Below are 19,427 nucleotides of genomic sequence, written 5' to 3'. Positions count from 1 at the left end.
GATAATCAGCCCCTTTTTTTCGGCCTTGGTGCGGCCTTGGAAGGGTGGAGGAGGTCCGAGTACTACGGTGAATCCGCGATGTACTTAAAACTATTCTCATACTTCCGCATACACCTCCCAAAATACAAAAAGCAGAATACCCTCAATAGGCAATTCTGCTGGTAAATACAATCTTTATTCTATTTCTGCGTTATATTCTTTCACCGCTTCTTCAAACAAATCATAAGATTTCAGTAAAGCATCCATATCGTAAATATAAGCCGCCGCGATAATTTCATCGATATCGAATTCCTGCTGGAAGTCTTTCAGCTGCTGAAATGCGTCTTCTTTAGTTCCGAAGAACTGCAGCGGGAACTGGGTATTAATTGCGTGTTCTTCACGCGGTGACCAGATGCCATCCATAGAATCTACAGGCGGCTGCAGCAGCATGCGCGAACTTCTGAATAAACTGAGAACATTCATATAGTGTGTCGTTGCTAAATATTCTGCCTGCGCTTTTGTATCAGCTAAAATCACATTGTTTGAGACCATTTTATAAGGTTTTGACAGCTGCTTGCTCGGTTTAAAGTTATTTTCATAAATTGAAAATGCTTCTTTCATCTGTGCCGGCGCAAAGTGTGCTGCAAAGGCATAAGGCAGTCCAAGACTTGCTGCGATATATGCTGAGTCCGTTGACGAGCCGAGTACATAGATTGGAATATGCGTATTATTTCCCGGATAAGCAACGAGGGAAGTGCCGGAATTCGATAAATATCTCTGCAGCTCTTCAATTTCATCTTTAAATGAAAATACACCATCGTGATTATTGCGGCGGATAGCATTTGCCGTCAGCATATCAGTACCCGGTGCACGTCCGAGTCCGAGATCCAGACGGTCGCCGAAAATTGCATATAGTGTCCCGAATTCTTCAGCGACAATATACGGTGAATGGTTTGGCAGCATTACTCCGCCGCTGCCGACACGCAGATGTTCCGTATTCTGAAGTATGTGCTGAATCAGCTGGCGCGTTGCACTGGAAGCGATGGATACCATATTATGATGCTCCGATATCCAGTAGCGCTGATAACTTGAACCGTCCACGTGCTTGGCGAGGGTGATCATATCTTCAAATGCACCGGTTGCATTTGAGCCTTCACGAACGGGTACTAAATTCAGTACTGAAATATTAATTTTTTTAGTCATCTTGAAACCTCCAGGTAATTTATCTATCATCTAGTATTGTCTTATAATCAAGCAGAAAAGTATAAATATCTGCCTGAACATGGTAAAATCTATAAGAATTAAAAGTAGATGATGGGTAGGGATAACATGTCAATTTATGTGGATTATGCAGCCACGACTCCTATAGATGAAGAAATTTTAAAAAGTATGCTCAATTCGGCGGATAAATTCGGCAATCCGTCAAGTATTCACCGTATCGGCAAGGAAGCCAAAGCGTTTTACGAAGCATCCCGTAAAAATATAGCGAAACGCCTCAATGCACATCCGGATGAAATAGTGTTTACCGGCAGTGCTACCGAAGCCAATAATATGGTAATTCGCGGGACAGCGGATTATTATGAGAGACCGCATATCATCACAACAGCTGTAGAACATGCTTCTGTTAAAGAAACATATCAGGATTTCGAGGATACGTGTGATGTTACTTATTTAAGCGTCGACAAAGATGGCCGGATCGATATCGATGAACTGAAAGATGCACTGACTGAAGAAACGAAACTCGTCTCGATTATTATGGTCAACAACGAAACGGGTACTGTTCAGCCGATGGCAGACATCAAAGAGGTTCTAAAAGACAGCGGAGCGCTGCTGCATATCGATGCAGTGCAGGCCTTTAAACAGCTGCCGGTCGATACAGAAACACTGAACTGCGACTTCCTGACGCTGAGCGGTCATAAACTGCATGCGCCAAAAGGAATTGGTGTACTGTATGTGAGACGCAACACCCATCTGAAAAGATTGATTACGGGCGGTTCGCAGGAACGGGAACGCCGTGCAGGAACAGAAAATACTTTATACGCCTACGCGATGATGAAAGCAGTCGAAAAAGCAGACGAAAACCGCGAGGAAAATACAAAAGTGCTGCGATCATTAAAAGAAACACTGCTTAAGGAACTAGAGCAGCAGGAAGTACCGTTTGAAGTGAACGGTGACGTTACTACACAGACAAACCATATTGTTAATTTGTACTTTCCCTGGACTACTTCCGAATATCTGTTAACTGCGCTGGATATGGCGGGTATATACGCCTCCGGCGGATCGGCATGCAATGCAGGAACTGTTCAGCCGTCGCATGTCATTGAAGCAATGTACAATGAAGACCGTGCGAGAAGTTCTATCCGTTTCAGCTTTGGTGAACAGCTGACTGAAGACGACATGAAATATATCGCGGAAAAACTTAAAACTATATACACAAAACTCGGTAAGAACGGGTTTATATAATTATTTAGAGTAAAGAAAGGAAGTATTTTAATGACGAATAAAGACACGACAGTTGTTGTTGGAATGAGCGGAGGCGTCGATTCTTCAGTAACGGCAAAACTGCTCCTAGAGGAAGGCTACAACGTCGTCGGAATTTTTATGAAAAACTGGGATGATACGGATGAGTTTGGAGTATGTACTGCGACAAATGATTACGAAGATGTAAGGCTCGTTGCAGAGGAAATCGGCATTCCGTATTACTCAGTTAACTTTGAGAAGGAGTATCATGACCGCGTATTCCAGTATTTTCTTGATGAATACAAAAAAGGCCGCACACCGAACCCGGACGTTATGTGCAATAAAGAAATTAAATTTAAAGCATTTTTAGACCATGCGATGAAGCTCGGGGCGGATTATGTTGCAACCGGTCACTATGCGCGTGTGATTCACGATGATGACGGGGTAACGATGCTCCGCGGTGTCGATAACAACAAGGATCAGACCTACTTTTTAAATCAGCTGACAACAGAACAACTGTCGAAAGTTCTGTTCCCGCTCGGCCATCTGGAAAAACCGGAAGTACGTGAGCTCGCACATAAATACGATTTGGCAACAAAAGATAAAAAAGATTCGACAGGAATCTGTTTTATCGGCGAAAGAGACTTTAAGGAGTTTTTAAGCAATTACCTGCCGGCGAACCCGGGACGCATGATCAACATGGATACCGGTGTGGACAAAGGCAAGCACGACGGCCTTATGTATTACACAATCGGTCAGCGTCAGGGACTCGGTATCGGCGGGGACGGCGGACCGTATTTCGTAGCAGGAAAAAATCTTGAAACTAACGAATTATATGTAGTGCAGGGAGATAATCATGAAGCTTTGATTTCCACAAGTCTTCTGGCAAGCGATGTGAACTTTATCAACCCTGCAGCAGATACTTTCGAATGTACTGCGAAATTCAGATACCGTCAAAAAGATGTGCCGGTCACTGTTAAAGTAACGGGCGATGATCAGATTGAAGTGTCATACGAGAGCGCAAGTGCAGTAACTCCGGGTCAGGCTGTTGTTTTATACGACGGAGACAAAGTTATTGGCGGTGCGACAATCGATAAAGTATTCCGCAATGGTGAAGCACTGGAGTACCTTGCGTAATGTTTGATTATCAAAAATATATTGAAGCAGGAGAACACGAGAAAGCACTGGAATTGATTTTTAAAACGATTGATGAAAACCCGCAAGACGAAACCCATTATATTAATGGAGCGGTAGTTCTCGGCGGTATTGGTAAAATAGAGGAAGCGGAACGCTTCCTGCAGCAGGCGCTGGTGCTGAAGCCGGACAGTTTCAGCGCGGGCTACACGCTTGGAAATCTGTACTTTAATGCTGAACGCTATAAAGAAGCACTTACCTTGTATTTAAGCGTTTATGATAAACATTATGAAGACGGCGATTTAAATTTTATGATTGCACGTTCCTATATGAATACAGATAATTTTGCAATGAGTATCCCGTTTTTTGAGGCTGCGTATAACAAAAAACCTGAAGATACAGATATCAATTTTGAATACGGCTTAACATTGTGCCAGCTGGAACAGTACGAACCGGCTGTAAAATTGCTGACATCCGTGACAGAGGTACAGAATCACGCAGATGCGGAGTACAACCTCGGTCTCGCCGTTTATATGAAAGATGAAGATTCAAAAACGGCGCAAAAACACTTTAGACGTGCTGTTGACATACAGCCTGACCATCATCTTGCGCAGCATGCTCTGCAAAAATTTAAAGAATTGGAGTAGATCATTATGACATCTGATGCACAGACATCTATCTATGATGAACTTTATATTATCGGTGATGTGGACCGTGTAATTTTTATGAGTGCAGATACGCGGTTTCATGTTCTGCGTGTCAATGTCTCAAAGACGAACACCCAATTTAAAGATGATGCAATTGTTACCGGCCATTTTCATGATATCCAGGAAACAGAGAGTTATAAATTTACAGGCAAGGTGACGCAGCATGCCCGTTTCGGCGAGCAGTTCAGCGCTACTGAATTTAAAAAAGAAATCCCGAATACGAGCCACGGCCTGGTGCAGTATTTCTCGAGCGATAAATTTCCGGGTGTCGGCGAGAAGACGGCTGAAAAAATTGTCGATGCACTGGGCCTCGATGCGCTCAGCAAAATTGTAAAAGATGATAATGCATTAAATGAAGTCAGAGGGCTGACAAAAGCTAAAAAACTGCAGATTACTGAAACTGTCCGCAGTTCAAATGTGGCAGATGAAGCTTATCTCCTGATGATTAAATTGAATATCGAACCGTCAAAACGTTCAAAAATTATCGATACATACAAGGAAGATACCTTAAATGTTCTCGAGAACCATCCGTATCAGCTCGTCAGTGATATATTCGGCATCGGCTTTAAAAAAGCTGACCAGATAGCGCTTAACGCAGGTATAGAACCGGATGATCCGGAACGTCTTGTTGCGGGTGTGATGCACACACTGAATGATGAAATTACGAGCATTGGCCACACTTATATCATGCATGAAGAACTAAAGGAAAAAACGCTCGAGCGGCTGAATACATCCGGTATATATTTCAGGGGCGATGATGTAGCCGTTGCAGCAGAGCAGCTGGCACTGAATAAAAAACTTGTTATTACAGAAGACAGAGTCACGCTGCCGAATATTTATTATTCAGAACATAAAGCTGCCGAGAAAGTAAGCAGTATTCTCGCGCATAATCCTGATGAGCTTGATTTAGAACATGCTAAAGATGTCATCAGCGGTATTGAGAAAACGCTGTCGATTGATTATAACGACAAGCAGCGCCATGCAATCTTAAATGCGCTGACAGAAAAAGTATCGATTATTACCGGCGGGCCGGGGACCGGTAAAACTACGATAGTTAAAGGGATTATTACCTTGTATCAGGAAATCTTTGAATATGAAGATTACGATTCATATGAACCGAAAAACTATCCGGTCAAACTCGTCGCCCCCACGGGACGGGCGTCTAAGCGGATGGCCGACACTTCCGGTATTGAAGCGAGTACGATTCACAGGCTGATTGGCTGGGGTCAGGATACGGCAGTCGACGATATTATCGACAACGAAATTGATGCGGAATTGATTATCGTGGATGAAATGTCGATGGTGGATACCTGGCTGTTTTATCAGTTTATCCAGAACGTTATGCCTCATACAAAGCTCGTCTTTGTCGGCGACAGTGCACAGCTGCCGTCGGTCGGTCCGGGAACTGTCTTTAAAGATTTAATCGGTTCCGGGACAATTAAAACGACTGTACTCGATACTGTCTACCGCCAGGGTGAAGGATCTTCAATTGTCAAACTGGCCTATGATATCGACAAAGGCGTACCGATGGATATAAACGATAAATTTAAAGACCGACTTTTTATTCCAGCAGGAACAAATCAAATTGCCGATGTAGTCGATACAGTAGTATCCAAAGCTGTAAAAAAAGGATATGACATGCGGGATATTCAGGTGCTGGCACCGATCTACAGAGGGCCGGCAGGAATTAATATTTTAAATCAGCTTCTGCAGAAAATTTTAAATCCTGAGTCTGAGGACAAAACAGAACTCGAGTTCGGCGACAAAATTTTCCGGACGGGAGATAAAGTCATTCAGCTGATTAACCGGACAGAAGATAATATCTTTAACGGCGACTCCGGTATTATCGACGGTATCTACTTTAAAAATACGGATGATGTAGATAAAGATACGCTCGTTGTGGATTATGACAATACGAAAATCGCCTATGAACGCAGTGACCTGACGGAACTGTCGCACGCCTATTGTACAAGTATCCATAAAGCGCAGGGCAGTGAATACCCGATTGTCATTATGCCAATCGTCTCGAGTTATTACCATATGCTGATGAAAAATATCATTTATACGGGAATTACGAGAGCGAAAGAATCATTAATACTGTGCGGCGACGCCAATGCTTTTTACAGCGCGATTAAACGCGAAGGTATTCCGAGAAATACGATGCTGCAGCAGTTCCTGCAAAAATACTGTAAAGTATATAAAGAAGATCCGGGGGAGCTGCCCGAATATCTAACAGATGAAATGATTGAAAACATGACGATTGATCCGATGATCGGCATGGAAAGTGTCACTCCGTACGAATTTGTTTGACACTAAATGATTATAAAATTATAATTGGTACTAATAAAAGCTGAATTTCCGAATATGCGGGTATTACTTTTAGAGACATTGTGGCTGGTGAAAACAATGATAATCCGTATATGTGCTGCCTTTCAGTCAGTTTAAGAAAAACTAAAGTGATGACTATGTCATAATTTGGGTGGTACCGCGGTAACAATCGTCCCTTTATTAGGGGCGGTTTTTTTGTATTCTTTTATAAAATTACAGGAGTGATAACTATGAAAAAATTAACAGGCAATGAAGTACGCCAAATGTTTTTAGATTACTTTAAAGCACACAATCATATGGTGGAACCGAGTGCACCGCTCGTGCCGATCGATGACGATTCTCTTTTATGGATTAACTCAGGAGTTGCAACCTTAAAGAAGTATTTTGACGGCCGTGTCGTGCCTGAAAATCCACGCATCGTTAACGCGCAGAAAGCCATACGCACTAACGATATTGAAAATGTCGGTTTCACTGCGCGTCACCATACATTCTTTGAAATGCTCGGAAACTTTTCCATAGGCGACTATTTTAAAGAAGAAGCGATTGTCCGTGCCTGGGAGTTTTTAACGCATGGCGACTGGATCGGCTTTGATCCGGACCTCTTGTACGTTACAGTGCACCCGGAAGATACGGATGCTTTAAATATATGGAAAGATGTTATCGGTCTCGATGAATCGCGGATTATCCGTATTGAGGGCAATTTCTGGGATATCGGCGAAGGCCCGTGCGGACCGAACAGTGAAATCTTCTACGACCGGGGTGAGCACTATGATACGGTAACACCGCCTGAAGAAATGTATCCAGGCGGGGAAAATGAACGGTACCTTGAAATCTGGAACCTCGTCTTCAGTGAATTCAACCATAATAAAGACGGCAGCTATACGCCGCTCCCTAAGCAGAATATTGATACAGGGATGGGTCTTGAACGTATCGCAAGTGTTATTCAGGATGCAAAAACAAACTTCGATACAGACCTGTTTACACCGATTATTCAAGAAATTGAAAAAGTCAGCGGACAGAAATACGGTGAATCGGAAGAACTGGATACGGCATTTAAAGTGATTTCAGACCATATCAGAACTGTTACATTTGCCATTGCCGATGGTGCACTGCCTTCAAACGAAGGCCGCGGATACGTGCTTCGCAGATTAATCCGCCGGGCAGTACGTTTCAGTAAAGACCTGAAAATCGATAAAGCATTTATGTACAATCTGGTCGATGTCGTCGGAGATGTCATGGGTGAATTCTACCCGAATGTAAAAAAGAAAGCTTCATTCATTAAAGATGTTGTTAAAGGCGAGGAAGAACGCTTCCTTACGACGCTTGACGACGGCATGCAGATTTATCAGGGTCTCCGAGACCGTGCACTCGCCGGAGATAAAGTCATTGCAGGTAAAGATGCATTTAAACTTTACGACACCTACGGGTTCCCGTATGAGCTGACAGTAGAATATGCAGCACTCGACGGTCTCGAAGTTGATGAATCGGGCTTTACCGAAGAGATGACTGCTCAGAAACAGCGCGCAAGAGAGGCGCGTAAAAGCGGGGACTCGATGCAGGTTCAATCGGAGACCTTCCACAGTATTACAGAACCGAGTGTGTTTACAGGTTACGAAACTACAAGCTCAGAAAGCAGCCTGCTTTATATAGTGGCAGAAGACAAAATCGTTAATGATTACAGCGGAGAAAACCAGGTTGAAGTCATTTTCTCTGAGACACCTTTTTATGCGGAGAGCGGCGGACAGATTGCTGACACAGGGATTATTTCAAATGAAGGCGGCACTGCTGAAGTGGACTACGTGTACAAAGCGCCTAACGGGCAAAATGTTCATGTTATCCGTGTCACTGAAGGTACGCTAACAACAGGCGAAACGTATAAACTTGCCGTAAACAGAGAAAAACGCAGCTTTGTTATGAAAAACCATACGGCAACTCACTTAATGCACCAGGCTTTAAAAGATGTCATCGGAGAACATGCAAATCAGGCAGGTTCACTCGTTCAGGCCGAACGTCTCCGTTTCGACTTCTCTCACCTGGAGTCCTTAAACAAAGAACAGCTGGCAGAAATTGAAAATAACGTCAACGAAAAAATCTATGCCGGCTTAAATGTTTCAATCGAAGAGATGCCGATTTCAGAAGCGAAAGAAAAAGGCGCTATGGCCCTGTTTGGAGAGAAATACGGCGATGTAGTGCGTGTTGTGGATATTGACGAATACTCAGTCGAACTGTGCGGCGGTATTCATGTCAGAAATACTGCATATATCGGAGTATTTAAAATTGTCTCAGAAAGCGGAATCGGGGCAGGCATCAGACGCATTGAAGCAGTAACCAGCAAATACGCTGTCGAGCTCTACAAAGAATATGAGCAAACAGTCGAAAATGTAGCCGGTACACTTAAAACAAAAACAGGCAATGTTGAACACAGACTTGAACAGCTGCTTGAAGAGAAAAAAGAGCAGCAGGATGCATATGACAAACTGAAAGCGGAACTGCAGCAGTCTAAATTAAATGATTTAGGTGATGCAACATTGGAAGTAAACGGCGTTTCAGTTATCAGAAAAGAAGTTGAAGCAGCCGATGCGAAAGATCTTCGCGCTCAAATGGACCTGATTAAATCGCAGAATCAGGATGCGATTATAGCACTGGCTGCAGTGACGGACGGTAAAGTATCACTCGTTGTTACTGTTCCAAAAGATTTAACATCGAAAGTCCGCGCCGGTGATATTATGAAGGGCATGGCCGGTATTGTCGACGGCAAAGGCGGCGGCAGACCGGACATGGCTCAGGGCGGCGGGACAGATGTTGCAAGTATAACAGCAGCATTACAGTTTGTTGACGAGTATATTAAAGATTTTATTTAGGACCTCTAAGATGATATAATCATCATTAAATACAGAAGTAAGAATAGGAGTGCTTTTTTGTGGACCAGTTCGATAAAACAATGAAATTCAGTGTTGATGAACGTAAAGAAGAAAACGTAAAAGCAGTACTCACTAACGTTTATAACACATTGGAAGAACGCGGCTATAATCCTATTAACCAAATTGTCGGTTACCTTCAAAGCGGAGATCCAGCCTATATTCCGCGCCATAATGAAGCCCGTAATCAGATTCGCCACGTTGAACGCGATGAAATAATGGAAGTTTTAGTTAAAAGCTATGTTTCCAAAGAGATAAATGGTTAGAATTCTTGGCCTTGATGTAGGCACAAAAACAATCGGTGTAGCTTTAAGCGATGCCCTGGGTTGGACAGCTCAAGGACTTACCACGCTTAAAATTAATACACCGGCCGGCGATTACGGCATAGCCCAGGTCGTTGAAATTGCAAAGACCAACGAAGTGGATACCATCGTTGTCGGCCTGCCGAAAAATATGAACAATACAATCGGTGAAAGCGGTGAAAGATCGCAGCACTTTGCCAAATTACTTGCGCTTGAACTCACAGATGTTAAAATAACTCTGTGGGACGAGCGGCTGAGTACAGTAGCGGCCGAAAGATCCCTGCTTGAAGCAGATTTATCACGCAAGAAAAGAAAAGCGGTTATCGATAAGATGGCGGCAGTATTTATATTACAGGGGTACTTGGATAACCCGCACAAAGGAGCATAATTATGAGCGAAGAAAACACTGAATTTAACAAAGAAGAAGAACTGCTTACACTTTATGATGAGGACGGTTCGGAAGTACTTTACCGCAAGATGCTGGAATTTTATCACCCTGATTTCGATAAAAACTACGTAATCTTAGCTGAAGAAGGTAATTTCAGCGACGAAGAAGAAGACATAGAACTTATTCCGATGATTAATGTACCGGACGAAGACGGTGACGGCGGTAAATTCCTGCCAGTTGAAACTGACGACGAATGGGATATGATCGAAGAAGTAGTTAACACTCAGATGGACGACTATGACGAGTAAAATGCTTTCAGCTTCCAATAATTTATTGGAAGCTATTTTTTCAGACAGGAGATACACATGAGTAAATACGATGATGTTAAATTTTCTAAAAATGTTTCATCGTACCTGACTCTGTTCATCGTGCTGGCACTGCTTATTGTTATTATTATCGGTATCATATCCGCATTTTTATACATACGCGGAGGCCTGCAGCCAGTAGATGAGAATTCCACGGAAACGGTAGAACTCTCAATTGACGAAGGATATTCTGCCGGTGATATCGGAGATATTCTGGAAGAACAGGGCATCGTTAAAAATGGTACGATGTTTGAATTATATTTGCGTTTAAACAGTATTTCGAGCTACCAGGCAGGAACTTATCAGATGTCTCCCGCCATGGATTTTGAGCAGATAGCAAGGACGCTTGAATCCGGCACGGTATATCAGGAAGTGCTGTACCGTGTAACAGTGCCTGAAGGATACACTCTGGATGAAATCAGCACCCAGCTGGAAAATAATCTGCCGGTGTCGGCCGACGATTTTATGGCACTGATGGAAGATGAAGAATTCATTCAGGAACTGATAGCAGAATACCCTGATATGCTGACTGATGAAATTTTGGCTGAAGATATTAAATACCCTCTTGAAGGCTACTTATATCCTGCAACCTACGATATTACAACTGAAGAACCTGATTTAAAACAGCTTGTGAGGAATATGCTTGATGCTACTGAGCAGAACAGCTACAGTCTGTTTACGTCTGTACCGGATTATACTATAGATTACGAAGGCGAGCCTATGGAACTGACTTTCCACCAATTCCTGACATTCTCTTCTCTTATCGAAGAGGAGGCGACGTCTCTTGCTGACCGTTCACGCATTGCGAGCGTCTTTTTAAACCGTATGTCTGTCAATCCGGCTATGCCGCTGCAGACTGATCCGACAGTGCTCTATGCTCTCGGAGAGCATCAGGAAGTTGTCTTGTATGAAGATCTCGAAGTCGATGATCCATATAATACTTATATAAATACAGGATTAACACCGGGGCCGATTGCGTCACCGGGCCAGGAGTCTCTGCAGAGCACCATGAATCCGTCCGATACTGATTATTTCTATTTCCTTGCTGACAGTGAAGGTAATAATCACTTTGCGGAAACTTATGATGAGCACCTGGCTAACAGAGAACAATATATAGATAACCAGTAATCAGCTCTTTTCAAAAAGAGTGAATTATGGTACTATCTTTTGTAATGGATTAACAACTGATAACTTATGTTATCAGTTGTATTTTTTGTATATGGTGATCAGATGGAACTTATAAATTATGTAAGAGATTTAAATACGAATGAAGAACTGTTCCCTGCTATTCACAGGTACGCTATTGATAACCACGTACCAATAATAGACAGCGATGCACTGAATGTTGTAAAACAGTACATCGCAATTAAAGGTGTCAAAAATATTCTTGAAATCGGTACCGCTATAGGTTACAGTGCTCTGCATTTTGCGAGTGCGGCGGAAGGTGTTCATGTCACGACGATTGAAAAAGATGAAGCGAGCCATGATATTGCCAATCAGAATATTGAGGCGAGTGACTACAGTAATAATATTAAAACGATTTTAGCGGATGCCAAAGAAGCTGAACTTGGCAATGCTCAGTTTGATTTTCTTTTTATCGATGCTTCAAAAGGGAATAATCAGTTATTTTTTAATAAATATAAAGAATATTTAACTGAAGATGCTCTAGTTATTGTCGATAATATTTTTGTCCGCGGACTTATTGCCAATGAAAATGTCGAAAATAAAAATAAGCGTAAACTGCGCGACAAAGTCAGAACGTTTAATCAGTCAATGAAAGACAGCGAGTATACGACTTCATTTTTAAATGTCGGCGACGGCTTGCTCGTAATTTACTAAGGGTGTGTAACAGAATGGAGAAACCGACAATTATCGGTATAGCCGGAGGTTCCGGTTCAGGTAAGACATCAGTGACGAGAAAGATTATGGAATCACTGAAAGGCCACAGTATTGTTTTAATCGAACAGGATTATTATTATAAGGATCAAAGTGATAAGACGATGGAAGAACGTCTCCAGACGAATTACGACCATCCATTCGCTTTTGATAACGATTTACTGATTGAACATATTAAGCAATTGATAAATCGTGACACGATAGATATTCCCACGTACGATTATGCAAATCATACAAGAAGCAGTGAAACAATCACTGTGGAGCCGAAAGAAGTTATTATTATCGAAGGTATTTTCGCCCTTGAAAATGACGAACTGAGAAATCTTATGGACGTAAAATTATATGTCGATACAGATTCTGACATTCGTATTTTACGCCGCTTAAGCAGAGATATTAAAGAACGCGGACGTTCGATGGATTCAGTTATTGAACAGTATTTATCAGTGGTGCGCCCAATGCATCTGCAGTTTATCGAGCCGACAAAGCGCTTCAGTGATATAATAATTCCGGAAGGCGGCGAGAACATGGTTGCGATAGATATTATTACAACTAAGATCCGCACGCTGGTAAACGAATAAAATATTAGAAGTAATTTAAATAACGGAGGATTTACGATGGAAAACAAAAAAGAATACCCAATGACACAGGCTGGATATGACCAGCTTCATGTAGATTTAGAAGAATTGAAAACGGTTAAAAGACCGGAAGTTGTAGAGAAAATCAAAGTTGCCCGCAGTTTCGGAGACTTGTCAGAGAACTCCGAGTACGATGCGGCTAAAGATGAGCAGGGGTTTGTCGAAAAAGAAATTACTAAAATTGAAGAAATGATTAGACATGCTGTAATTATTGAAGATACAGGAGATAATAATACTGTATCTCTCGGCAAAACAGTCACATTTAAAGAAGTTCCAGACGGTGATGAAGAGTCTTATCAGATTGTTGGAAGCGCGGAAGCTGATCCGTTTGAAGGTAAAATCTCCAACGAATCTCCGATGGCGCAGTCACTTCTTGGAGCAAAACTGAAAGAAGAAGTTAACGTTGCTTTACCAAACGGCAATGAAATGAAAGTCAAGATTGTTAAAATTGACTAATTATACAATTGGAATTATCGGTGCTATGGAGCCGGAGGTTGAACTGTTAAAAAATGCGATGCTCATAGAAAGAGAAGACCAGCTTGCACATACAACAGCTTATACAGGCACATTAAACGGTAAAAATATAGTGCTCATCCAGTCCGGTATCGGCAAGGTTAACGCGAGTATTATTACGGCGCTTATGCTTGAGCGATACGATATAGATTATGTAATCAACACCGGAGTCGCAGGCGCCATGGGAGAAAATCTTAAAGTGACTGATATGGTGGTATCAACTTCGGTTGCCCACCATGACGTGGATGCTACTAATTTCGGTTACAGCTACGGCCAGGTGCCCGGCATGCCGGAAGCTTATATAAGCGATGAAAATCTTGTCAGACGTGCTCTCGTTGCTCTATCTTTAAATGATGAGATTAATGGCGCGAGCGGTCTCGTTGTGAGCGGGGATTCCTTTATCGACAGTAATGCTGAAAAAGAACATATTTTTAAGCATTTTCCAAAAGCAATGTGTGTAGACATGGAGTCTTCAAGTATTGCGCAGACCTGCTGGCAGTTTAACACGCCGTTTGTCATTATCCGCTCCATGAGCGACTCTGCAAATGATGCAGCGGATATGAATTATGAAGAATTTCTCGCGAAAGCTTGTGTTCACTCGTCCGAAGTTGTAAAATCATTATTAAGAGAACTGTGATGTGGAGGTTACTATGTTATTTTTAATGATCCTTGCAATTGTAATAACGGTTATTATCGGTTTCGTTGTATTTACTGAAACTGACACAGAAGATCCTGAAATAATCGAGTAAAGGAAGCGCACCTTAATTTTAAGGTGCTTTTTTTGTGTTAATATGAATTTAATTTCCGGGGAGATATTATGAAAATTATAGAAGATAAGTTTCTGCCAAGTCATTTTGTCAGCCGGTATGAAGATATTACGCCGGAATTTTTAAAAGCGCATAATATTAAAGCTGTAATGACAGACCTTGATAATACACTGGTCGCTTTTGACGCGGCTGATGCTGATGATAATGTTTTAAAATGGATAAAAACACTTGAAGAGTCGAACATTAAACTGCTCATTTTGTCAAATGGTAATCATAAAAGAGTGTCGGGATTTGCAGAACCGCACGGTATTGAATATATTTCTGCAGCAAAAAAACCGATGCTTGCCAATTTCCACAGGGGATTAAAAATACTCGGCACTAAAAAAGCAAATACCGTAATGGTCGGCGACCAGCTGATGACGGATATACTTGGGGCAAACCGGGTAAATATCAACAGTATTCTCGTCGTGCCAGTTAAAGAAAAAGATGGCTGGGCGACCTACTTAAACCGCAGAATAGAACGTGTTATAATGAAATACTTTAAAAGAAAAAATATGATTACATGGGAGGAATAATGTGACTGATATAAAATGTGTCGGATGCGGAAGCATTTTGCAGACAGAAGATAAGAATAAAGAGGGGTATATTCCGGCAAGCGGACTTCATAAAGAAGAACCGATCTGCCAGCGCTGCTACCGTTTAAGACATTATAATGAAGTACAGGAATTAAATGTGGATTCAGGAGACTTTTTAACAATGCTGAATTCGCTGTATGAAACGGACAGCCTGATTGTCAAAGTAATTGATGTGTTCGATTTTGAAGGCAGTATTATCCCGTCATTCAACCGTATTGTCGGAGACAAAAAAGTACTTGCTGTAGTGAATAAAATAGATTTGTTCCCTAAATCCACAAATACAAGCCGCCTTGTTGAGCGGGCTAAGAAAATGCTGAAAGACGCAGGTATAACTGCAAATGATACAGTTGCAATCAGTGCCTTAAAAGGCCAGAACCTGGACGCACTGATGAAAAAAATCAGTGATATGGCAGATGGAAAAGATGTATACATTGTCGGCACGACAAATGTCGGCAAGTCGACATTAATTAATAAACTGCTTGAAGACAATACCGGCTTAAAAAATGTTATTACGACGAGCAACATTCCGGGTACGACACTCGGGATGATCGATATTCCACTCGGTGATACTCAGACCCTCTACGATACTCCGGGAATTGTCGTCGATTCACAGATTTCACATTATGTGAAAGTAAACGATTTAAAATACGTTTCACCGGTTAAAGAAATCAAAGCGAAAACTTTTCAGTTAAACAGCGGCCAGACACTCTTTATCGGCAACCTTGCGAGAGTGGACTACACATCAGGAGATGCCAACAGCTTTTCTGTCTACTGCAATCATCACTTAAATGTGCACCGTACGAAAACTGTCAATGCAGGAGAGTTTTACGATAAGCATTACAATGGTCTTCTGGCACCTCCTGAACTTGAAGAAGCTTACTTAAGCACAAACTTCGACATTCATGAGCTGGAACTTGATCAGACGAGCGACATTTTAATCAGCGGACTGACTTTTGTATCGGTGGCAAAATCAGCGTTCGTCACAGTGACTGTACCGAAAGGCGTTAATGTGTCTGTACGTTCGACTATTTTTAAAGGAGTGCAGTAAAGATGAATTATGCTGTAGTCGGCTATCCTATTAAACATACTTTGTCACCTGTTATCCACGATGCAAACTTTAAAGCGCTGAATGTTGAGGCAGATTATATGGCGCTGGAAGTCACACCTGAAGGACTGGGGGACATTAAAGCGCTCGTTAATGAATATAACTTGTCCGGCTTCAACGTTACGGTGCCTCATAAAGAGAAAATTATGAAGCATTTAGACTGGATTGCCCCTGCAGCAGAAAAAATTGGCGCAGTAAATACAGTCCATATAAAAGATGGGCGATACTGCGGTTATAACACCGATATTACAGGTTATATGAAGGCATTTAACGATGCCTTTGGAACGGGGTGCCGCCGTGTGCTTATTCTCGGTGCAGGCGGTGCGGCGAAGGCTGTCTACCGTGCACATGCCGATAACGGTGATGAAGTGACAGTGATTGCGCGAAGAAGAGAAAGTTTTGAATCGTTTAAAACTGCGGACTTTAACGGTGTGCTGAATACCGAATTCACAGGAGGATCTTATGATGCGGTAATCAACGCAACCCCTCTCGGCCTGAAGGGTGAAGACGTATTTGAAGCCTTCCAGCTGGACAGTTCATTTATTACAGATGATACTGCAGGAATGGATTTAATTTACAATCCGGCGGTGACACCTTTTATGAATTACTTTAATAATAATGCGAATGGTCTCGGAATGCTGGTTAACCAGGCGCTCGATGCCTTTGAGATATGGACTGGGAAACACGGAAGCAATAAAGCGGTGCAGACTGCACTGCAACAATATATGGAGGAAAGAAAATGACATTAACAGGTAAACAAAAACGCTATTTGCGTTCACTGGCACACCATGAGAAGCCGCTGTTTCAAGTAGGTAAAAATGGTGTTACAGAAAGTTTTGTTGAGCAGTTCGAAGATGTTCTGGAAAAAAGAGAACTGGTTAAGGTATCAGTACTGCAAAATTGTATGGAAGATAAAGACAGCATCGTTGAATCACTTGTCCATGGCACAGGTGCAGAACTGGTACAGGTAATGGGCAATACGATTGTACTGTACAGAGAATCAAAGGAAAACAAAGAAATTAAACTGCCATGAAAATAGGTGTATTCGGCGGGACATTTGATCCGGTGCATAACGGACACATTAATGCTTTCGCTGAAACTTATATCGGCTTGGAATTGGATCAGGTGATTATCGTGCCGACCTTTACCTCTCCCTTAAAAAAACAAGCAGGTTCCAGTGACAGTCATCGTTTAAATATGCTGAAACTTGCAGTTGAAAATTATGATTTTGCAGAAATAGATACTTTTGAAATTGATCAGCAAGAAGTAACGTATACTTTTGACACATTGAAGTATTTGAGGGAAAAATATCCTGACGATGACTTGTATTTTATAATCGGTACAGATCACTTTATTTCATTTGATAAATGGAAGAATGCTGACAAGTTGCACGAACTTGCGAAATTTACTGTGCTCGATCGAAATGACGAGCTGTATAATGTTAAACCTCCGTTTATAAAATTAAATACGAACATCGTTGAAGTTTCATCGACTCTCATCAGAGAGAGAGTAAAAACAAATACTGAAGTCAGACATTTAATGCCTGAAGAGGTGTACGGATATATTAAGGAGCAGCGATTATATGAAACGTAAAAAAGCATTGAAAGTTGCAGCGGAGAAACTGCCGAAGAAAAGATTTAAACACTCCGAACGGGTGGCGGAAACAGCAGTAAAAATGGCGGAAATATTTAACGCAGATAAGGAAAAATGTTTTCTAGCCGGTATACTGCACGATTACGCGAAGTACGATGAATTAAGTAAAATGTACCAGACAGTGACGACTGAAAAACTTGATCCGGAACTGCTTCAGTATAAAACTGAAGTGCTGCACGGACCAATCGCAGCAGTTAAGATGAAAAATAAGTTTGATATTACTGACGAAGAGATATTAAATGCGATTGCGCATCATACGTCGGGAAGAAAGCAGATGGGGATCATTGAAAAGATTATTTTTGTCGCGGACTACATCGAACCTAAGCGCAGCCAGCCGGGCGTCGATGATATACGCGATATTGTCTTCGGGGAGAATAATCTGGATCTCGCAGTATATTCGATTACAAAAGCGAATATCAGACATCTGCTGAATAAAGATTCTACGATTTACCATAAGACATTAGAATGTCTTAATTATTATAATATGGCCAGGGAGTGACAGGATGCAAAGTAAAGAAGTATTGGAATTAATGGTGCAGGCATGTGACGATAAACGTGCTGCAGATATAAAAGTATATGATGTAAAAGAAACGAGCCCGGTGACAGACTACTTTGTTATATGTCACGGGAATTCAGAACGCCAGGCGCAGGCAATCAGCGACGAAGTGCGGGAAGTCGCTCATAAAAACGGCCTCGATATAAGTATTGAAGGACAGAAAACCGGCAAATGGATTCTCTGTGACATCGGTGATGTTATCGTTCATATATTCTTAAAAACAGAACGCGAGTATTATAATTTAGAGCGCTTATTTAAAGATTCCGGTGATACTATTGGAGGCTAGCGAATATAAAACATTCGCCGAAGTATACGGTATCCTGAATTATGATATGCCGTATAATTTGTGGCTTGATATAATTAATGAAGTTAAAGGTGATGCCGGCTCCATACTCGATATCGGCTCAGGCACCGGAGAGATTTTAAAAATGCTGCGGGCCAAAAGAAAGCTCGGCATTGATAACTCGGAGGAAATGATTAAAATTGCGAGAGAAAACGATCCGGTGAGCGAATACATGGTGCAGGATATGGTTACGATGGAGCTGGATGAAACATTTGAGCTCATTACAGCTACAGCCGATGTGCTGAATTATGCATCTTCCAAAGAAGCTTTTGCTGCAGTTTTAAAAAATGTATATAATCATTTATCAGCAGGCGGCGTCTTTATTTTTGATGTCCATACTGAACATAAAATGCAGAATGATTTTAATTATGAATTATATTCCGACAGTACGGAGGATATTTTTTACACGTGGCTGACAGTACCCGGTGAAGAGGAGCTCAGTGTTTGGCATGAATTGACATTTTTCATTCGAAATTCCGGAGACTTATATAAAAAATATGAAGAAACTCATTATCAGCAGACTTATAAACACAGTGAAATTTTAAAAATGATTAATGAAGCAGGTTTTATAATCGATAAATCATTCAGCGACTTTGATATTACTAATGTTATTACTGAAGTGGCTGAAAGAAACTTTTATATACTGAAGAAATAACTTTTAAAGTTTTACAGGTTTATAAATTAACTTGTACGAAAAAAAAATAAATCGCCGTTTTTCCCTATATATAGTATGAGAGGTTATT

General features: G+C 41.6%; 22 protein-coding genes. 21 read left to right on the top strand and 1 reads right to left on the bottom strand.

The annotated features are described in order from the left end of the window. Positions 1-174: 174 nt before the first annotated feature. On the bottom strand, positions 175-1,182 hold the full coding sequence (locus tag DFR63_RS04005; protein ID WP_115884444.1) for an LLM class flavin-dependent oxidoreductase: 1,008 nt from the start codon (positions 1,180-1,182) through the stop codon (positions 175-177). A gap of 126 nt (positions 1,183-1,308) precedes the next feature. Between DFR63_RS04005 and DFR63_RS04000 the strand changes: the two genes are divergently transcribed. From DFR63_RS04000 to DFR63_RS03900, 21 genes are all read left to right on the top strand, one after another. Then, positions 1,309-2,442 (top strand): cysteine desulfurase family protein, encoded by a 1,134-nt coding sequence (locus DFR63_RS04000; protein WP_115884443.1) that lies wholly within the window; start codon positions 1,309-1,311, stop codon positions 2,440-2,442. Between the two features lie 30 nt (positions 2,443-2,472). Then, positions 2,473-3,576 (top strand): tRNA 2-thiouridine(34) synthase MnmA, encoded by a 1,104-nt coding sequence (gene mnmA / locus DFR63_RS03995; RefSeq protein ID WP_115884442.1) that lies wholly within the window; start codon positions 2,473-2,475, stop codon positions 3,574-3,576. Next, positions 3,576-4,220, top strand: coding sequence for a tetratricopeptide repeat protein (locus tag DFR63_RS03990; protein WP_115884441.1), 645 nt, complete (start codon positions 3,576-3,578; stop codon positions 4,218-4,220). The genes mnmA and DFR63_RS03990 overlap by 1 nt, the downstream gene beginning before the upstream one ends. A gap of 6 nt (positions 4,221-4,226) precedes the next feature. Beyond that, entirely contained in the window at positions 4,227-6,590 is a 2,364-nt protein-coding gene (recD2, locus tag DFR63_RS03985) for an SF1B family DNA helicase RecD2 (RefSeq protein WP_115884440.1), read from the top strand. A 248-nt stretch (positions 6,591-6,838) separates the two neighbouring features. Continuing rightward, positions 6,839-9,469 carry an alanine--tRNA ligase gene (alaS, locus tag DFR63_RS03980; RefSeq protein ID WP_115884439.1) on the top strand — a complete coding sequence of 877 codons (2,631 nt, stop codon included), beginning with the start codon at positions 6,839-6,841 and terminating at the stop codon, positions 9,467-9,469. 59 nt (positions 9,470-9,528) lie between these two features. Next, on the top strand, positions 9,529-9,792 hold the full coding sequence (locus tag DFR63_RS03975; protein WP_115884438.1) for an IreB family regulatory phosphoprotein: 264 nt from the start codon (positions 9,529-9,531) through the stop codon (positions 9,790-9,792). Further along, entirely contained in the window at positions 9,785-10,216 is a 432-nt protein-coding gene (ruvX, locus tag DFR63_RS03970) for a Holliday junction resolvase RuvX (RefSeq protein ID WP_115884437.1), read from the top strand. The genes DFR63_RS03975 and ruvX overlap by 8 nt, the downstream gene beginning before the upstream one ends. Positions 10,217-10,218: 2 nt before the next feature. Then, positions 10,219-10,524 carry a DUF1292 domain-containing protein gene (locus DFR63_RS03965; protein ID WP_115884436.1) on the top strand — a complete coding sequence of 102 codons (306 nt, stop codon included), beginning with the start codon at positions 10,219-10,221 and terminating at the stop codon, positions 10,522-10,524. A 57-nt stretch (positions 10,525-10,581) separates the two neighbouring features. Beyond that, positions 10,582-11,709, top strand: a complete 1,128-nt coding sequence (mltG, locus tag DFR63_RS03960; protein WP_115884435.1) for an endolytic transglycosylase MltG — start codon at positions 10,582-10,584, stop codon at positions 11,707-11,709. A 102-nt stretch (positions 11,710-11,811) separates the two neighbouring features. Then, positions 11,812-12,420, top strand: a complete 609-nt coding sequence (locus tag DFR63_RS03955) for an O-methyltransferase (protein ID WP_162842273.1) — start codon at positions 11,812-11,814, stop codon at positions 12,418-12,420. 14 nt (positions 12,421-12,434) lie between these two features. Beyond that, on the top strand, positions 12,435-13,055 hold the full coding sequence (gene udk / locus DFR63_RS03950; RefSeq protein ID WP_026858210.1) for a uridine kinase: 621 nt from the start codon (positions 12,435-12,437) through the stop codon (positions 13,053-13,055). A gap of 36 nt (positions 13,056-13,091) precedes the next feature. Continuing rightward, complete coding sequence (gene greA / locus DFR63_RS03945) at positions 13,092-13,568, top strand: transcription elongation factor GreA (protein ID WP_115884433.1); 477 nt, start codon at positions 13,092-13,094, stop codon at positions 13,566-13,568. Next, positions 13,561-14,262 carry a 5'-methylthioadenosine/adenosylhomocysteine nucleosidase gene (locus DFR63_RS03940; RefSeq protein WP_115884432.1) on the top strand — a complete coding sequence of 234 codons (702 nt, stop codon included), beginning with the start codon at positions 13,561-13,563 and terminating at the stop codon, positions 14,260-14,262. The genes greA and DFR63_RS03940 overlap by 8 nt, the downstream gene beginning before the upstream one ends. 180 nt (positions 14,263-14,442) lie before the next feature. Beyond that, a complete protein-coding gene (locus tag DFR63_RS03935; RefSeq protein ID WP_115884431.1) occupies positions 14,443-14,967 on the top strand; it encodes a YqeG family HAD IIIA-type phosphatase in 525 nt (174 codons plus the stop codon). 1 nt (position 14,968) lies between these two features. Next, positions 14,969-16,075 carry a ribosome biogenesis GTPase YqeH gene (gene yqeH, locus DFR63_RS03930; RefSeq protein WP_115884430.1) on the top strand — a complete coding sequence of 369 codons (1,107 nt, stop codon included), beginning with the start codon at positions 14,969-14,971 and terminating at the stop codon, positions 16,073-16,075. A gap of 2 nt (positions 16,076-16,077) precedes the next feature. Then, the gene (aroE, locus tag DFR63_RS03925) at positions 16,078-16,875 is read left to right on the top strand and encodes a shikimate dehydrogenase (RefSeq protein ID WP_115884429.1); all 798 of its coding nucleotides are present in this window, start codon (positions 16,078-16,080) and stop codon (positions 16,873-16,875) included. Next, positions 16,872-17,165 (top strand): ribosome assembly RNA-binding protein YhbY, encoded by a 294-nt coding sequence (yhbY, locus tag DFR63_RS03920; RefSeq protein WP_115884428.1) that lies wholly within the window; start codon positions 16,872-16,874, stop codon positions 17,163-17,165. The genes aroE and yhbY overlap by 4 nt, the downstream gene beginning before the upstream one ends. Beyond that, on the top strand, positions 17,162-17,725 hold the full coding sequence (gene nadD, locus DFR63_RS03915; RefSeq protein ID WP_115884427.1) for a nicotinate (nicotinamide) nucleotide adenylyltransferase: 564 nt from the start codon (positions 17,162-17,164) through the stop codon (positions 17,723-17,725). Before yhbY ends, nadD begins: the two co-directional genes overlap by 4 nt. After that, a complete protein-coding gene (yqeK, locus tag DFR63_RS03910) occupies positions 17,715-18,284 on the top strand; it encodes a bis(5'-nucleosyl)-tetraphosphatase (symmetrical) YqeK (RefSeq protein WP_115884426.1) in 570 nt (189 codons plus the stop codon). Before nadD ends, yqeK begins: the two co-directional genes overlap by 11 nt. A 4-nt stretch (positions 18,285-18,288) precedes the next feature. Continuing rightward, the gene (rsfS, locus tag DFR63_RS03905; RefSeq protein ID WP_115884425.1) at positions 18,289-18,627 is read left to right on the top strand and encodes a ribosome silencing factor; all 339 of its coding nucleotides are present in this window, start codon (positions 18,289-18,291) and stop codon (positions 18,625-18,627) included. Continuing rightward, positions 18,617-19,339, top strand: a complete 723-nt coding sequence (locus DFR63_RS03900) for a class I SAM-dependent DNA methyltransferase (RefSeq protein ID WP_115884424.1) — start codon at positions 18,617-18,619, stop codon at positions 19,337-19,339. Before rsfS ends, DFR63_RS03900 begins: the two co-directional genes overlap by 11 nt. Positions 19,340-19,427: the final 88 nt, after the last annotated feature.

It is taken from the genome of Jeotgalicoccus halotolerans (genome assembly GCF_003387165.1).
Taxonomy (GTDB): domain Bacteria; phylum Bacillota; class Bacilli; order Staphylococcales; family Salinicoccaceae; genus Jeotgalicoccus; species Jeotgalicoccus halotolerans.
This window is presented reverse-complemented; position numbering and strand designations above follow the sequence as displayed.

Coding starts and splice junctions, on each gene's coding strand:
- mltG (WP_115884435.1), top strand. CDS start 10,582: ATGAGTAAATACGATGATGTTAAATTTTCTAAAAATGTTTCATCGTAC.
- DFR63_RS03965 (WP_115884436.1), top strand. CDS start 10,219: ATGAGCGAAGAAAACACTGAATTTAACAAAGAAGAAGAACTGCTTACA.
- mnmA (WP_115884442.1), top strand. CDS start 2,473: ATGACGAATAAAGACACGACAGTTGTTGTTGGAATGAGCGGAGGCGTC.
- DFR63_RS03955 (WP_162842273.1), top strand. CDS start 11,812: ATGGAACTTATAAATTATGTAAGAGATTTAAATACGAATGAAGAACTG.
- ruvX (WP_115884437.1), top strand. CDS start 9,785: ATGGTTAGAATTCTTGGCCTTGATGTAGGCACAAAAACAATCGGTGTA.
- DFR63_RS03935 (WP_115884431.1), top strand. CDS start 14,443: ATGAAAATTATAGAAGATAAGTTTCTGCCAAGTCATTTTGTCAGCCGG.
- greA (WP_115884433.1), top strand. CDS start 13,092: ATGGAAAACAAAAAAGAATACCCAATGACACAGGCTGGATATGACCAG.
- yqeK (WP_115884426.1), top strand. CDS start 17,715: ATGAAACGTAAAAAAGCATTGAAAGTTGCAGCGGAGAAACTGCCGAAG.
- alaS (WP_115884439.1), top strand. CDS start 6,839: ATGAAAAAATTAACAGGCAATGAAGTACGCCAAATGTTTTTAGATTAC.
- rsfS (WP_115884425.1), top strand. CDS start 18,289: ATGCAAAGTAAAGAAGTATTGGAATTAATGGTGCAGGCATGTGACGAT.
- yhbY (WP_115884428.1), top strand. CDS start 16,872: ATGACATTAACAGGTAAACAAAAACGCTATTTGCGTTCACTGGCACAC.
- nadD (WP_115884427.1), top strand. CDS start 17,162: ATGAAAATAGGTGTATTCGGCGGGACATTTGATCCGGTGCATAACGGA.
- DFR63_RS03990 (WP_115884441.1), top strand. CDS start 3,576: ATGTTTGATTATCAAAAATATATTGAAGCAGGAGAACACGAGAAAGCA.
- DFR63_RS04000 (WP_115884443.1), top strand. CDS start 1,309: ATGTCAATTTATGTGGATTATGCAGCCACGACTCCTATAGATGAAGAA.
- recD2 (WP_115884440.1), top strand. CDS start 4,227: ATGACATCTGATGCACAGACATCTATCTATGATGAACTTTATATTATC.
- DFR63_RS04005 (WP_115884444.1), bottom strand. CDS start 1,182: ATGACTAAAAAAATTAATATTTCAGTACTGAATTTAGTACCCGTTCGT.
- udk (WP_026858210.1), top strand. CDS start 12,435: ATGGAGAAACCGACAATTATCGGTATAGCCGGAGGTTCCGGTTCAGGT.
- aroE (WP_115884429.1), top strand. CDS start 16,078: ATGAATTATGCTGTAGTCGGCTATCCTATTAAACATACTTTGTCACCT.